13 protein-coding genes are annotated in these 15370 nt (G+C 54.4%); 6 read left to right on the top strand and 7 right to left on the bottom strand.

The annotated features are described in order from the left end of the window. Positions 1-27: 27 nt before the first annotated feature. Entirely contained in the window at positions 28-1116 is a 1089-nt protein-coding gene (locus tag NYE33_RS06015; RefSeq protein WP_052422148.1) for a sensor histidine kinase, read from the bottom strand. Beyond that, positions 1106-1834 (bottom strand): response regulator transcription factor, encoded by a 729-nt coding sequence (locus tag NYE33_RS06010; protein WP_042140319.1) that lies wholly within the window; start codon positions 1832-1834, stop codon positions 1106-1108. Before NYE33_RS06010 ends, NYE33_RS06015 begins: the two co-directional genes overlap by 11 nt. 128 nt (positions 1835-1962) lie before the next feature. Here NYE33_RS06010 and NYE33_RS06005 point away from each other — a divergent pair, with 128 nt between their 5' ends. Both NYE33_RS06005 and NYE33_RS06000 read left to right on the top strand, forming a co-directional pair. Then, positions 1963-2439: a DsrE/DsrF/DrsH-like family protein gene (locus NYE33_RS06005; protein WP_042140320.1), complete on the top strand. Its 477-nt coding sequence runs from the start codon at positions 1963-1965 to the stop codon at positions 2437-2439. A gap of 170 nt (positions 2440-2609) precedes the next feature. Next, on the top strand, positions 2610-4121 hold the full coding sequence (locus NYE33_RS06000; RefSeq protein WP_042140321.1) for an aminotransferase class V-fold PLP-dependent enzyme: 1512 nt from the start codon (positions 2610-2612) through the stop codon (positions 4119-4121). Here the strand turns inward: NYE33_RS06000 and NYE33_RS05995 are convergent. Next, positions 4107-4724 (bottom strand): TVP38/TMEM64 family protein, encoded by a 618-nt coding sequence (locus tag NYE33_RS05995; protein WP_445669773.1) that lies wholly within the window; start codon positions 4722-4724, stop codon positions 4107-4109. The genes NYE33_RS06000 and NYE33_RS05995 overlap by 15 nt on opposite strands. A 238-nt stretch (positions 4725-4962) precedes the next feature. Between NYE33_RS05995 and NYE33_RS05990 the strand changes: the two genes are divergently transcribed. From NYE33_RS05990 to NYE33_RS05975, 4 genes are all read left to right on the top strand, one after another. Further along, positions 4963-8088, top strand: coding sequence for an ATP-binding protein (locus tag NYE33_RS05990; RefSeq protein ID WP_042140323.1), 3126 nt, complete (start codon positions 4963-4965; stop codon positions 8086-8088). Between the two features lie 11 nt (positions 8089-8099). After that, positions 8100-9194, top strand: coding sequence for a response regulator (locus NYE33_RS05985; RefSeq protein WP_341065114.1), 1095 nt, complete (start codon positions 8100-8102; stop codon positions 9192-9194). Positions 9195-9425: 231 nt separating this feature from the next. Then, the gene (locus NYE33_RS05980; protein WP_042140325.1) at positions 9426-10100 is read left to right on the top strand and encodes a hypothetical protein; all 675 of its coding nucleotides are present in this window, start codon (positions 9426-9428) and stop codon (positions 10098-10100) included. 110 nt (positions 10101-10210) lie between these two features. Further along, positions 10211-10702 (top strand): GNAT family N-acetyltransferase, encoded by a 492-nt coding sequence (locus tag NYE33_RS05975; protein ID WP_341065107.1) that lies wholly within the window; start codon positions 10211-10213, stop codon positions 10700-10702. A gap of 139 nt (positions 10703-10841) precedes the next feature. Here NYE33_RS05975 and NYE33_RS05970 read toward each other — a convergent pair whose 3' ends face one another. From NYE33_RS05970 to NYE33_RS05955, 4 genes are read right to left on the bottom strand one after another with little or no spacing between them, the layout of a single operon-like run. Further along, a complete protein-coding gene (locus tag NYE33_RS05970; protein WP_042140327.1) occupies positions 10842-11081 on the bottom strand; it encodes a hypothetical protein in 240 nt (79 codons plus the stop codon). A gap of 1 nt (position 11082) precedes the next feature. Further along, positions 11083-12510 (bottom strand): dihydropyrimidinase, encoded by a 1428-nt coding sequence (gene hydA / locus NYE33_RS05965; RefSeq protein ID WP_341065105.1) that lies wholly within the window; start codon positions 12508-12510, stop codon positions 11083-11085. Between the two features lies 1 nt (position 12511). Further along, complete coding sequence (gene preA / locus NYE33_RS05960; RefSeq protein WP_042140329.1) at positions 12512-13801, bottom strand: NAD-dependent dihydropyrimidine dehydrogenase subunit PreA; 1290 nt, start codon at positions 13799-13801, stop codon at positions 12512-12514. 27 nt (positions 13802-13828) lie between these two features. Further along, positions 13829-15217 carry an NAD(P)-dependent oxidoreductase gene (locus NYE33_RS05955; protein ID WP_341065104.1) on the bottom strand — a complete coding sequence of 463 codons (1389 nt, stop codon included), beginning with the start codon at positions 15215-15217 and terminating at the stop codon, positions 13829-13831. Positions 15218-15370: the final 153 nt, after the last annotated feature.

The raw sequence follows: 15370 nt of genomic DNA, 5'->3' as shown, positions 1-15370 counted from the left end.
CGGAGTAAACGGCAGACAAATATCAGCCTAACTATGCAGCGGCAGCGTTACGCAGACCGAGGTTCCTTCGTTAAGACGGCTTGTCACGCTGATGTCTCCTGCGTGTGCCAGCACCAGCTGACGCGCAATCGCCATACCTAATCCGGTTCCTTCCGACAGGATATCAGTGGAGGTACCGCGGTAATATTTATCGAACAAACGGCTGACGTTCTCCTCGCTCATCCCTGCTCCATCATCTGCAATAACAATCTCCAGCCGGACATCCTGCCTAATGAGAATCTTAATACGGGTATCCGGAGGATTATGAAGAATGGCATTGAGGATTAAGTTATGCAGCGCCCGCCCAAGAAGCCGCGGGTCCAGCTCCGCTTCAATATGGGACTCTGCGGTTTCGAGGGTCAGGTTATATCGGGCAGCACGGGGATCATTAGTCACATCTGCCACAATCCGCCGCACGAATTCAACCAAATCCGTCCGTTCCCGCTGCAGGGGAGTCTGTTGCTCATCCAGCCTGAAGGATAAATTCAAATCACCGATAAGCTCCTGCATGTGATTGGCCTTTTGTTCAATTTCCGTCAGAAATTTAATGGTTTCTTCCTTCGTCCAATCATATTGGGGAGACAGCATCATCGAAGAATAACCTTTAATATAAGTAAGCGGGGTCTTGAGATCATGGGAGATCCCGGCGACCCACTCCATCCTCATCTCGTCCAGATGTCTCCTCTCTTGCTTGCTGTTCTCCAGTATGCCAGATAATGTCTGCAGCTGGACAATCAGCTCTTTGAACAAGCGGTACGGCCGCTTCAGCTTCTCCGATCTCCGGGTATAGATCTTCCGGTCACCCGCCCGATCGATGTATACTCCACCTGCCAGAAGGTCAATTCTGCGGATAATGTAATACAGCGGCTTCCCTAATGTCCAGCCGGCAACGATCATGAAGCAGAACAGGATGGCAGGCAAACTGATCAATACCGCGAGATCCTGTTCTGGCCCCTCGTGCGGCAGAATCTGCTCCGTTAGAAGGACTAGAACGCCACTTATAACCAGAGCAAGCAGAGGCAGACTCAGCATGAGATATAAGACAAGACGAAGACTCTGGCGCAGATTAATCTTCATGAATAGCCGCCGCCTTCCTGGCGGGAACGAATTTGTAGCCGATGCCGCGTAAATTCACTATGTATTTGGGATCTGCCGGATCTTCTCCAAGTCTTTTTCTAAGTCTGGAAATATGAATCACCACGGTCTTCTCATCTCCTGTCAGCGCCTGTCCCCAGACCTGTTCATATAACTGAAGCGCGGTGAACACCTGATTGGGATGCTCGCACAGAAAAACCAGCAGTTCGTATTCTTTCGCCGGACAAGGGGTATCCACTCCATGTACGGTCAGTACAGCAGCGCTTTTATCCACAGCAAACACACCGAAGTCCATAACCTGCGCTGCCGGCGCCGCCGGAGCACCGTACTGATTCTTCCGGCGCAACTGCGCCCGGATTCTCGCCACAACCTCCATCGGGTTGAACGGCTTTGTAATGTAGTCATCTCCTCCGATGCCAAGGCCCATTAATTTATCATAATCGCCCGAGCGTGCAGTCAGGAATAACACCGGAACCGTTGTATACCTGCGGATCTGCTGACACAGCCCGAATCCGTCTGTATCCGGGAGCATCACATCCAGCACAATGAGGTCGAAGGAAGCGCCTTCGACCAGCGCCATAGCTTCCTGCCCAGAAGCTGCTGTTGAAATATGCCTGAATCCCTCTTTATGGAGCAGCAGCTCAAGCATCGTCAGAATCCCTTTTTCGTCGTCTACCAGCAAAATGTGTTCATCCTGCAACCTTATCCCTGCCTTTATCCAGAATATTGAAAATCCTCACCTGTATGCTGTATTCGCCGGGCAGGCATACTTTACCTCCGTACAACCATACTAATGACATTCTATGGATACTGATGGAGGGTTAACGAATGGGTAAAAAATTAAATCTGCTGATGTTCAGCGGAGAATATGACAAAGCCATGGCGGGGCTGATTCTGGCGAATGCCGCAAGGGATATTGAGGTGGAGGTTACGATGTTCTTCTCATTCTGGGGGCTGTTCCTCATCCGGGACCCGGAGACAATGACGCTGGAGGACAAGAGTATCTACGAGAAGCTGATGGATGTTATCACGCCCAAAGGGCCGGAGCAGCTGCCGCTCTCGCGGATGAACTTCAGCGGCCTAGGCAAGCTGATGCTGGAGGAGATGATTGAGGATCAGGGGGCGCCGAAGCTGATTCATTTCCTGAAGGGGGCGCGCAAAAAGAACATCAAGTTCTATGCCTGCAAGCTCTCGGTGGAAATTATGGGCTTCAAGCCGGAGGAGCTGCTGCCGGAGGTGGAGATTATCGACGCTGCGGCATACCTGAAGGACGCACTGGAGAGCGATATTCAGCTCTTCATCTAAGCAGTATTGTGGTCCGGCATGGGCTTTAACCTAATTCCGGGCGCGGGCATATACTGAGGGCAAGCGGAAACGGATTTGCCGTCCTTCTATCAGGACGGTACCGCCATCCCTCCAAGGACGGTCCCCTTCCGTATCCGCGACAACAGATTCATTGTCTGGAGGGATTATCCGTGCTGAGTATCCGCCACGCCGGTGCAGTAGATGCGCCGTCATCACTGCAGGAGCATTTCGCGGCTTTTCGCGAGCATATCATAGGAAACCGTCATATGATTACTACCCCGTACGGCCGGCAGCCGCTGCTGTATGCCGACTGGACGGCCAGCGGGCGGCTGTACGAGCCGATCGAGCGCAGAATACAGGAGAGCTTCGGCCCCTATGTCAGCAATCCGCATACTGATTCCAATACCACAGGGCTAACGATGACCCTGGCTTATAATGAAGCCCGGCAGATCATCCGGCAGCATGTGAATGCCGGTCCCGGAGATGCGCTGCTCTTCTGCGGCAATGGCACTACCGGAGCGGTGAACAAGCTGCAGCGGATCATGGGCCTTAAGCTGCCGGAATGGCTGCAGCAGAACTACGTCTGCCCGCCGGAGGAACGCCCGGTTATCTTCGTGAGTCATATGGAGCATCATTCCAATCTGCTGCCCTGGCAGGAGGGCATCGGCGATGTGGTCACCGTTCCATCCGGGCCGGGCGGGCAGGTTGACCTTAAGCAGTTAGAGGAGCTCCTGCTGCGCTACCGGAACCGCCGCTTCAAAATCGGCTCCTTCACAGCCTGCTCCAATGTCACCGGCATCCAGACACCCTACCATCAGCTGGCCGCCGTCATGCACCGGCATGGCGGAATTTGCTTTGTCGATTTTGCCGCGAGCGCACCTTACGAACGGATCGACATGCATCCCGTATCTCCGCAGGAGAAGCTGGATGCCATCTTCTTCTCTCCGCACAAATTCCTCGGCGGCCCCGGAACCGGCGGAGTGCTGCTCTTTGACGCCGCACTTAGCACCGGCAGCGTGCCGGATGAACCCGGCGGAGGCACCGTGGTATGGGTCAACCGCTGGGGCGGGCGCCGCTATATTGCTGACGTGGAGGTACGCGAGGACGGAGGCACCCCCGGTTCCCTGCAGGCTATCCGCACAGCGCTGTGCATCAGACTGAAGGATCAGATGAACGGACCCGGACAATATATGGTGGTCCGGGAGCAGGAGCTATGCCGGAAGCTGCTCGCGGAGCTTGCGCAGATTCCAGGCTGCTCCGTACTGGCAGGCGCGCAGACTGAGCGCCACGGGATTATCTCCTTCACACTGAAGGAGATCCACTACAACCTCGCCGTCCGCCTGCTGAATGACCGCTTCGGCATTCAAGCGCGCGGAGGCTGCTCCTGCGCCGGCCCGTACGGCCATCAGCTGCTCGGACTGGACCCTGCGGATTCGCAGGCGTTCATCCAGGCGATCCACGCCGGCGACCAGTCACTGAAGCCGGGCTGGGTCCGCCTGTCCCTGCACCCGGTCATGACGGACCGGGAGGTGGAGCATATGGCCTTCGCCGTCCGTTCCATCGTCAGCCGCATCGGCGAATGGAGCAGCGATTACCGCTATAATTCTGCCACCAACAGCTGGCTTCACACCGGGGATACAGGAGAGCCCGGGGGCGAGATCCGCGAATTATTCTCTCTGTAGCGGTTTGCTGCTTGATTCCCGTTCCCGGGCCAGCCGGGCGAATCTGGACTCAATCGCCTTAACCCCCCAGAGCGACACTCCGATAAACAGCAGCACGTAGACAATCTCTCCCGGATGACGAATGAACCGGTCCACATCATTGCCGATGTAGGAGACCGCGAAGACCATAATGGCTTTGCCGGCGCATAGGGCAATCAGATAGGAACGAAGACGCATGGCGGCAAGCCCGGCAGCCATATTAATGACTACGAATGGCCCTACCGGAAACAGACTGAGCAGAAAAACATAGCTGAACCCGCTCTGGCGGACCCAGGTCATGCTTTTGGCGACCTTGGGCCGCTCCGCCCATTTGCGCAGGTAGCGGTGGCTGCCGATTTTACGGATAATCAGGAAGGTAGTTACACAGCCGGCTACAAGACCGATCCAGGAATACAGGAATCCGAGCCATAACCCGTATACCGCCCCGTTAAGCCCCACAATCGCAATGGTCGGCAGCGGCGGCACGAATGATTTCATGAAGGTAAGTCCAACTCCTGGCAGCGGCCCGAGCGAGCGGTACTGCTCCAGCAGAGTCCGCAGCCGCTCCTCGGTCAGCCATGACATTATATCTAAAAAGAACATTTCCTCAGCTCTCCTCATTACATTCTGGAATAGTTGCCGTTATACATAGCATTGAGTTTCAATTATACAATACTTCTGTCCGCCTGACGCCAAAACGTCAACTGACTAGACAAGCATAAGCTGCCGGAGATATGATGAAATCAACTAGTAACAGAGTCGGCGTTAACTTGGATATACTCTTATCTTGTCGAACCAACAGCCAGCCCGAAGTGAGGTCTTCATGAAACCATTTGATTATAGTCTGCTGGCCAAAAGAGCGCTCGCCCTGCTGTGCATCTGCCTGCTTGCCGCATCCGCACTGGTGCCGCTCCTGGGCACCTCTTCTTCCAAATGCTCCAGCCGGCAGAACGGTTATATAGATTTGTCCGCATGTACCTTTAATGATTCCTCTGTCTTCCCGCTGGACGGTGAATGGGAGTTCTATTGGCAACAGCTGCTGGACCCGCAAGACACACTCTCCGGTACCGCGAAGGCTCCGGCTTATATGGCTGTACCCGGAGCCTGGGGTCCGGGCACTGAGACTACCGGGTTCTCCCGTTACGGATATGCCACCTACCGCCTGCTCCTTCAGCTTCCGCCGGAGGTTCCTGCCTTTGCCCTTAAGGTGAACAATATCCGTAATGCCAGCCAGGTATTCGTGAATGGCGAGCTGCTGGGAGAAAGCGGACTTCCGGGGGTATCCCTTCAGAGCACGGAACCGCGCAACAACCCGTATTCCTTTACTTTCAGTGCCAAGGACAATCAGGCTGAAATCCTTATTCATACCTCCAACTTCACCTATGCGAACGGCGGCATTGCCGAATCCATCCGGATCGGCACACCTTCATCCATAGGGGCCATAGACCAGCGGAACAGTACCTACGATATTTTGCTGGTGGCCGGTTTTGCTTTTATCAGCTTCTACTTTCTGGGACAGGGATTCCAGCGCAAAGAGGACAACTCTTCCCTGCAGCTGGCTATGTATTGCTTCACCATCGCTCTTTATATGCTGACGCACAGCGAGAAGCTGTTGTTCCAATACCTTCCTTCCATTTCCTATGAAGCCTTCAGCAAATTACAGGTCATGTCCGGCGTAATCGGGTTCTACTTCGTATCCAGCTATACTTATTCCCTGTTTCCCGCACTCTATTCCCGGCTCTTCCGGCGGATCACCTTCGTATATTCGCTCGGCTTCTGCATTATTGTACTGATGAGTACGATCCTTATTTACTCACGGATCGCAAGTATACTGCTGGTCTTCAGCTTCATTTCGGTCTGCTATACCTTCTATGTTATGGCCAAGGCAACCTGGCGGCGTGAGATCGGCTCCTATTATTTGCTGATCGGTGTGATTGCGGCGATTATGTTCACCTTCTCCCTGGCGGGCAATCTGTTCCTGGGCACGGGACTTTATGCCATTCCGCCGGTATCCGGCCCGATCTTCATCCTTGCCGAGGGCCTCTTCCTGTCTGCACGCCATGCGTATGCTTATCAGACGATCAAGCAGCTCTCCCTTCAGCTCGAACGCAAGGACCGGGACAAGGATGAGTTCCTGCTCAAGACTTCGATCGAACTGCGTACACCGCTGAATGCTATCATCAATATCTCACTGTCTATGTATGAGGGCGCCGGCGGGCCGCTTACCCCTTCACAGCGTGAGGATATGCGGCTGATCCTCGGAACCGGAAGACGGCTTGCCTTCCTGGTCAGGGATATCCTTGATTATGAACAGATCAAGCGGCAGCGCATCACCCTGCACTGGGGTGCTGTGGATATTCAGGGCGTTGCAGAAATTGTAATTGAAGTCTTCCAGTTTCTGAATAAGAACGGCGAGATCCGCATCAAGAACCGCATTCCGCCGGGTGCGTTTCTGGTCCAGGCCGATGAGCAGCGGCTGATGCAGATCCTCTACAACCTGATGGACAATGCGCTGAAATTCACCGATCGCGGCAGCGTGATTATTGAGGCCGTTCAGCTGGATGATTCCATATCGGTAACGGTCACCGATACCGGCCGGGGCATTCCCCGGGAACAGCTGGAGAGCATCTTCCGTGATTATGAGCAGGTTAACGAAGCCGATTCGCTGGAGACTGGCGGACTGGGGCTGGGGCTGGCCATTACCCGCAAGCTTGTGGAATTGCACGGGGGAAGGATCACCGTGTCCTCCACGCTTGGCCGCGGAAGCAGCTTCACCTTCACACTCCCCGCCAGGCAGGCTGACGCAGCCGTTACGGAGGAGCCGGAAGACCGCCAGCTGCTGCTTACGCCGGTGCAGGCGCCTCCGGAAGCTGTGGATGAGGAATGGAAGTACAGAACCACTCCGGTAACGCACTCCACCGGACAGGCAGGCCCCTATGCTCCCCGCATTCTGATTGTGGATGACGATTATGCCAATCTGAAGGCGCTGGCCAACCTGCTGTCACTGGAGAATTATACGATCTCCAGTATGGGCAGCGGCAAGGACGCACTGGCCCTGCTTGCAGAGGACCGTGATTTCGACCTCTGCATCATCGATGTCATGATGCCGGGAATGTCGGGCCTTGAGCTGTGCAGGAGGATCCGCCAGACTTACACGCCGCTGGATCTGCCGATCCTGATGGCCACAGCCGGGCAGCAGCTTCACTTCAATGAGGCGGCCTTCCGTGCCGGAGCTAACGACTTCATCCATAAGCCTTATGCCTGGAGCGATCTCAAGGGACGCGTCAATACCCTGGTTCAGCTGAGACGATCGGTATCCGACCGGCTAAGTTCGGAGATCGCTATGCTGCGCGCGCAGATCAAACCGCATTTTCTCTACAATGCCATTAATACGATCATCTGGATGAGCACACGCGACAATGAGAAAACCCGGCATTTGCTGTACGATTTGAGCCATTTTCTGCGCGGCAGCTTCGATTTCAGCAATCAGGAAACGGCGATTCCGTTTGAGAAGGAGCTTGAACTGATTGAGGCTTATCTGTCACTGGAGCAGGCCCGTTTCGGGAAGCGGCTTAATGCCCAATATAATATTGAAGTCAGTGAATTTTCATTGCCGCCGCTGATTGTGCAGCCGATCGTGGAGAATGCCGTCCGCCACGGACTGATGGAGAAGATTGATGGAGGGACCGTAATCCTCTCCACAAGACAGGAGGGTAATGCCATCCTAATCACCGTCACCGATAACGGTAAGGGAATGAGCGATGAGCAGCTCTCCTCCTGGATGAACGAGGGCTACCGTTCTCCACATGGAGAAGGCACCGGAATCGGCCTGCGGAATATCAACCGCCGGCTGCTGACACAGTTCGGCTATCCGCTTGTTATTACACGCGGGAGCAACGGGGGCATCGAGGTACTTATAACAATCCCATGGAAGGATGAGGTCTCCTGAGTATATCTGTAATGGTTATTGATGACGAATGGCCGGCGCTGGAGCAGATGCGTGAGCTGCTGCTTCAGTGTGACGGCATTTCCTCTGTTCTTGTGTATGATAATCCGCGCGAAGCTTTTACGGCTGCCGTAGAACATAAGCCCGACATTCTATTTCTGGACATCCAGATGCCTGAGCTGTCCGGCTTGGCTTTTGCCGAGAAGCTGCTGCCCTTCTCACCGGACACGGATATCGTATTCGTGACAGCGTACCGGAATTATGCCGTTGAAGCCTTTGAGCTGTCGGCGGTGGATTATCTGCTGAAGCCCGTAGACCCCCCGCGCCTGCTCAAGACGTGGAACAAGATACTCTCCAAGCGTATGCTGCCCGGCGCCACCGGGACAAGAAGTGCGGAAACGGCCTTCCGGCTTCTTGGCGGTTATGAGCTGACCGGTCCGCAGGGCGCCGTGAAATGGAGCACTCATAAGGCGGAGGAATTATTCGCCTATCTATGGATTCACAGACAGGGCAGCGTAAGTGTAATTCTGAATGATGTGTTTCCGCAATGGAACTATGAGAAGGGCAAGCAATATCTGCACACCACTGTCTATCAGATCCGCAAAACCCTAAAGAAGGCTGCGCTGGGGGACAGTATTGAGCTGACCTTCGACAGGGAAAACTACCGGCTGGAATCCAGGGGAATCGAAGGCGATACCGAAAGGTTCATGGAGGCAGCCACGCTCGCACTGCAGGACAATCAGCCGGAGGAGATGCGTGATGCTGCCGCCCAGTACACAGGGGATCTGCTGCAATCGCTGGACAGCCTCTGGGTGTATTCCTCCCGCGACAAATACCGCCGGATCTATCTTAAGCTGCTGGAGCAGCTTGCCCTGGAGCTGATACAGTCCGGACGTCATTATGAAGCTGAAGATTACGCCGTACGCCTGGCCGAGCTGGAGCCGCTGGATGAGAGTTATGCCCTGCAATTGATCTCCATTTATTATGAAATCGGCAAACCTCTGAGAGCGCAGCGAAAATTCACCCAATTCAGGGACTCCTACAAAGCCGAGACGGGTGATGACCTGCCGGAATGGTTCATGGAGGTCTATCAGCGCCTGGGTAAATAAGTGCTGAAGCATGTTCAAAGATTAAAGCACACTAAAAAAGCAGCTCCGGCTTCCTTCCTCCTGCCCGGGCTGCTTTTTAGCGCAAATATGTATATTTTGTGCTCACCGTTTCGATATTTTATGTCATAGTTCGACGTTTATCAGCGTTTTATCAGTGACAATTGTTACCATTATCCTTACACAGGTTGATTCAGGCACAGGTTGTATGATTAGAGCTACGGAGGTTGAAGAATGAATACATGGACCGGATTCAAAAAAGTTGTCAAAACTACCCGATTGCTGCCGCTTATGATGTCGATGATTCGTGAGGTTACTGCAGATAGTACGGCTCCTGCGATGTCCGTAGAAGTTACCACGGATAAAAGCGCCTATTTACCCGGTGATGAAGTAACCGTGCAAGTCCTTTTGCGGGATTTCGCTCCCAATGACCAAGGCTACAGCTATTTCAACTTCATTGTGCAATATGACAGTCAGGTATTCGACAACGCTGAATACACGCAGCAGTCTGTCTATATGGATGCAGACTATACTCCCGGCGATGAAGTGAATAATATCTTTCAGTTCAACTTCCAGAACCCGGTTGACGGCAGCATCTATCTCGGAATGAACACCACTATGCGCGGAATCGATATTCAGGTCGAAGCGGCCAATAAACTAAGCTGCATTCCGGCTGTAGACCAGACGCTGGTAACCTTCAAGCTGCGGGTCAGAGAACAGACACTTGCATCCTCCTCGACCATCAGTCTTGCTAATGAATTCACCAGAATCCGAACCTCTGAAGCTGGCAACAGCTTTTATCTATACTCGCCCGATGTTACAGAGATCACTCCAGCCCCTGTTGAAATTACCAGTTCCCCGTCCGTATCTGTCTTCTCATCCCCGGAGTCAACCAACCGTCTGGCATAGCGGAGTACCCCTCAAATCCAGATCCAGCTTCATATTACACTGCAGATTGGCAGCCGTCTCTCCTTCCTGTACTATAGCTGTATACATACTCAGGAAGCAGGTGGATTGTTATGCTGCATTCAGAACTTATAAAGTTACGGGCAACAACCCTGGAAGATCTCGACTTTGTCCTGGATGCCGAAGGGGCTGAGCTAAACCGCCGGTTCATCGGCCAGTGGAGCAGGGATCAGCACACAGCAGCTTTGGATGACGGAGATATTATGCACCTGATTGTTCAAGACTCAGCCGGGGAACGGGCCGGTTACGTGATCCTTACAGGAATTCAGGACCGTAATCTCACGGTCTGTATCCAGCGGATTGTCATTCAGACCAAGGGCTGCGGCTATGGAACAATGACACTGAAGTTGCTGACCAACTGGGTCTTCACCCATACAGATACTCACCGGCTGTGGCTGGACGTCAAAGATTATAACGCCAGAGCACAGCATGTCTATGAAGGGGCCGGCTTTAAACTGGAAGGCACCTTACGCGAGTGTGTACGGACTGAGGAAGGCTTCGAATCGCTGCAGATCATGTCTATCCTGCGATACAGATACGAATAGTTACAGCAGAACAGCCGGTCAGCCCATGTTCAGGAGTGATCCGGCTGTCTTTATATTTAGAATGCCGGAACTACCGCCACGATAATATTGGCAAAAAGCCGCGATCCTAAGATCGCAGCTCTCTATCCGTATTGCTGATTTACGTATGGGTTTCAATCGGAGCCGCCGGCTTGCTGCCGCCAAAGATCAGCGTCGTCACATGCTTGCGCGCATCTGCTGTAAGCAGCAGCAGCTCTACCGGTTCTCCGGCCGGCTCCCTGCGGATAAATCGGACCTTCGCGCCGTCCAGATCCTCGAAGATGCCGGTAACCGTATATCCCTGCAGCAGGAGGCTGTCAATCGCCTGCCGCTCTTGGTCGAACTCGTCGAATGCCGACATCTCAGATCACTCCTCCGCTGATTTCCGCCTGGGCCGGACGGGGCGCTTCCGCCTCGAAACGCTTGCGGTGCAAATATTTGCCCGCACCGGCTGTACCGACGAACGCCTTGTCGCGGATAACGAATTCTCCGCGGCTAAGCACAGACACCGGCTCCCCCTTAATCTGCATACCTTCAAAAGCATTATAATCCACATTCATATGATGAGTCTCAGCGGAGAGCGTTCTTTCTACTGCAGGATCGAAGATGACGATATCTGCGTCACTGCCTACAGCGATTGTGCCTTTTTGCGGGAACAGGCCGAACAGCTTGGCACTGGAGGTGGAGATAATATCCACGAACTTGTTAAGTGAAATGCGGCCCTTCTGCACACCTTCAGAGTAGAGTACGCTGAACCGGTCTTCGATGGTTGGTCCGCCGTTCGGAATCTTCGAGAAATCACCCAGCCCCAGATCCTTCTGTCCCTTGAAGTTAAAAGAGCACTGATCAGACCCTATCGTCTGCAGCGTGCCGCTCCACAGCGCATCCCATAATACGTCCTGATTCCACTGCTCGCGCAGCGGAGGAGACCAGACATACTTCGCACCCTCGAAGTCCAGCTTCTCAAGCGCTGACTGGTCCAGCACCAGATACTGCGGGCAGGTCTCACCGTAGACGCGCAGTCCTTTCTTGCGGGCTTCTGCGATCTTCCAGGCGGCTTCGGCACAGGTCACATGCACTACATAGAGCTGCGAATCCGTCAGCCCGGTTAAATATGCAGCCCGGCCGGTGGCCTCGCCCTCAAGCTCAGGAGGACGGGTCAGTGCGTGATAGATCGGATCGGTGTTGCCGGCAGCCAGCGCCTGGTCGACCAGATACTCGATCACATCGCCGTTCTCGGCATGCACCATAACGAGTGCGCCTTCATGCTTGGCCGCCTGCAGCGTCTTGTACAGCACACCGTCATCGGCCTGGAACGTGTTCTTATAAGCCATGAACACCTTCAGCGAAGTGATGCCTTCCTTCTCAATAATCTGCGGCAGCTCGCCAAGCACCTTGTCATTCAGCTCCGACACCATGAGGTGGAAGCTGTAGTCAATCACTGCTTTATCCTGCGACTTGTTATGCCAGGTGTCTACCGCCTGCTGCAGCGGCTGGCCCTTGGTGGTCAGGCAGAAGTCGATAACCGTTGTGGTTCCGCCATAGGCGGCGGCCATCGTGCCGGTCTCGAAATCGTCAGCAGTGACGGTACCGCCAAAAGGCATATCCAGGTGCGTATGCGGGTCAATCCCCCCCGGAAATACGTAACAGCCGGAAGCGTCGACAATCTCGGCTCCCGGCGCTTCAAGGTTCAGGCCAATTCCGGTGATGATCCCATCTTCAATCAGGACATCCCCTGTATAAGTATCCGCTGCTGTGACGATAATGCCGTTCTTGATGATCTTCTTCATCTTAACCCACCTCCACTTCCGAATAAGAACCGTTTAATCCGCTAATGACCTGATTACGCTGATTCCAGGTCATCGGGGCCGCTCCGCTATCCAGTGCAACCATATCAATGGCACCCTCCGCCGGGCAGACAATCGAACACAGATTACAGCCTACACAGTCTTCCTCACGCACCTGCAGAATCGCCTTGCCTTCAGCATTCGTAAGCATGTCGATACATTGATGCGAAGCGTCCTCGCAGGCGATATGGCATTTATTGCAGTTGATGCAGTTATCCTCGTTAATCCGCGCAACCACTTTATAGTTGAGGTCGAGATCGCCCCAGTTGGAATACTTGGGCACCGACTTGCCAATCAGTTCCATGACGGAAGCCAGCCCTTTCTCATCCAGGTAATTATTCAGGCCGTCGATCATCTCCTCCACAATCCGGAAGCCATGATGCATAACCGCCGTACAGACCTGAATGCCGGTGGAGCCCATTAGCATGAACTCTACGACATCCTGCCAGGTGGAGATGCCGCCGATTCCGGAAATCGGAACACCAACCGCACGGTCACGGGCACATTCCGCCACCATGCTGAGGGCAATCGGCTTCACTGCCGGACCGCAGTAGCCGCCATGCGCACCCTGGCCGCCGACATTCGGGATCGTGTTCCAGCTGTGAATATCCACCCCGGCCAGGCTGTTGATCGTATTGATCAGGCTGATCGCATCCGCGCCGCCCTTGACGGCATGCCGGGCTACGACCGTAATGTCGGTGATATTCGGCGTCAGCTTCACAATGACCGGTGTTGTCGCCACTTCCTTGACCCAGGTGGTCTGCGCCTGCACCAGATCGGGCTGCTGGCCGGAGGCTGCGCCCATTCCGCGCTCGGCCATCCCGTGCGGACAGCCGAAGTTGAGCTCAAGGCCGTCTACGCCGACCGCTTCGACGCGCTTGACGATTTCATGCCATTTCTCCTGCTTGGGCTCAACCATCAGCGAAGCGATAATCGTATTGTTCGGGAATCTCTTCTTCGTCTCATAGATTTCCTTGAGGTTAACCTCCAGCGGACGGTCGGTAATGAGCTCGATATTGTTGAAGCCCGCTACACGCTGCCCGTTAAAATGAACGGCGGCAAACCGCGAGGAGGTGTTAATGACCGGCTCGCCCAGCGTTTTCCACACCGCGCCGCCCCAGCCTGCTTCGAATGCGCGCTGCACCTGATAACCTGTATTGGTAGGCGGCGCAGAGGCCAGCCAGAACGGATTCGGTGACTTGATTCCTGCAAAATCAATACTGAGATCTGCCATTGATATTCCCTCCCTGTCTTATGAAATCTATACCGCAGAGCCAACCACACTGTCCTGATGGCCCGACATTTGCTTCACAATTGCATAGGCGGCATCCTTGCCCTGCTGGGCGGCGGAGACGACCATCGCTTCACCTGCACCGGAACCGAAGACGATATCACCGGCAGCATAGATCTGCGGATCAGAGGTACGCCCGGTTGCCCCGTCAATCTTCACTACACCCCGGTGATGCTCCAGGCCCAGCGCTTCAATCAGATCTATCCGCCGCTTCTGCCCGATCGCCACTACGACCGCGTCCACGGGCAGGATGAATTCGGAGCCCTCCACCGGCATCGGAGCAAGGCGGCCGTCCGGACCGGTCTCGCCCGTCAGCTTCATCTGCACACATTCCAGCCCGGTTACATTGCCAAGCTCGTCCCCGACAATCCGCTTCGGCAGGGTCAGCCAGCTGAACTCCACGCCTTCCTGCTTGGCGAATTCATATTCGAAGTCATAGGCCGTCATCTCCGTACGGGTCCGGCGGTAGACCATCTTCACGTTCGCTGCGCCAAGCCGCACGGAACAGGTAGCCGCATCGATCGCCGTGTTGCCTGCGCCAATGACAGCAACGCGCCGGCCCATCAGCTCCAGGGTAGGAATCCCGGTCTTCGTGGTTTCCACCAGCTCTATCGCATCATAGACACCGGACAGCTTCTCGCCCTCGATGCCCAGCGGAGGGACATAGCCCATGCCTGCAGCCAGCACAATAGCGTCATATCCGGCCTTCAGCTCTTCTACAGAGATATCCACTCCGACCTTCATTCCGGTGCGGATCTCTACACCCAGCTTCTCTACCTGCTCTACTTCCCACAGGGAGATAGACTGCGGCAGCCGGAAAGATACGATCCCATGCGTATCGAGGCCTCCTGCCAGCTGCTTCGCTTCATAGATCACCACCTGGAAGCCTTCCCGCGCCAGCTCTCTGGCTGCAGACAGCCCTGCCGGTCCGCCGCCGATCACGGCAACTTTTTTGCCGTTGGGACTGCCAGCCTTGAATAACTGAACTCCGCTGCTGATCGCCCAGTCAGTAGCGTAACGCTGCAGCAGGCCAATCTGAATCGGCGCCGAAGCGTCATTCAGGACACAGGCACCCTCGCACAGCTCTTCGGTAGGGCATACGCGGGCGCAGCTGGCGCCTACCGGATTGGAATCCATAATCGTCTGCGCCGAACCCTTGAGGTTATCGGTGGCGATTCTTTTGATGAAGGAAGGGATATTAATGCTGGTCGGACAGGCCTTGATACAAGGGGCATCATAACAATACAGACAGCGGTTGGATTCCTCGATTGCACCTTTGCGGGTAAGTCCTGGCTCAGCCTCGGCAAAATTGCGCATGAACATATCAGGTGTGAATGTTAACGGTAAAGCCTTCTCCATCGGTTATCCCTCCTTCTGTATGATAGCTTCCGCTTTCGAATCAGGTTTGTGTTATATAATATAACATTATTACGATGATTGCCTTAATATTTTACTTACTTATCAGGATTATTGTAGTAAAATGAACTCTAAGCCAACATAAACACTGATTCA

It is taken from the genome of Paenibacillus sp. FSL R10-2199, assembly GCF_038000235.1.
Taxonomy (GTDB): domain Bacteria; phylum Bacillota; class Bacilli; order Paenibacillales; family Paenibacillaceae; genus Paenibacillus_AQ; species Paenibacillus_AQ phytohabitans.
This window is presented reverse-complemented; position numbering and strand designations above follow the sequence as displayed.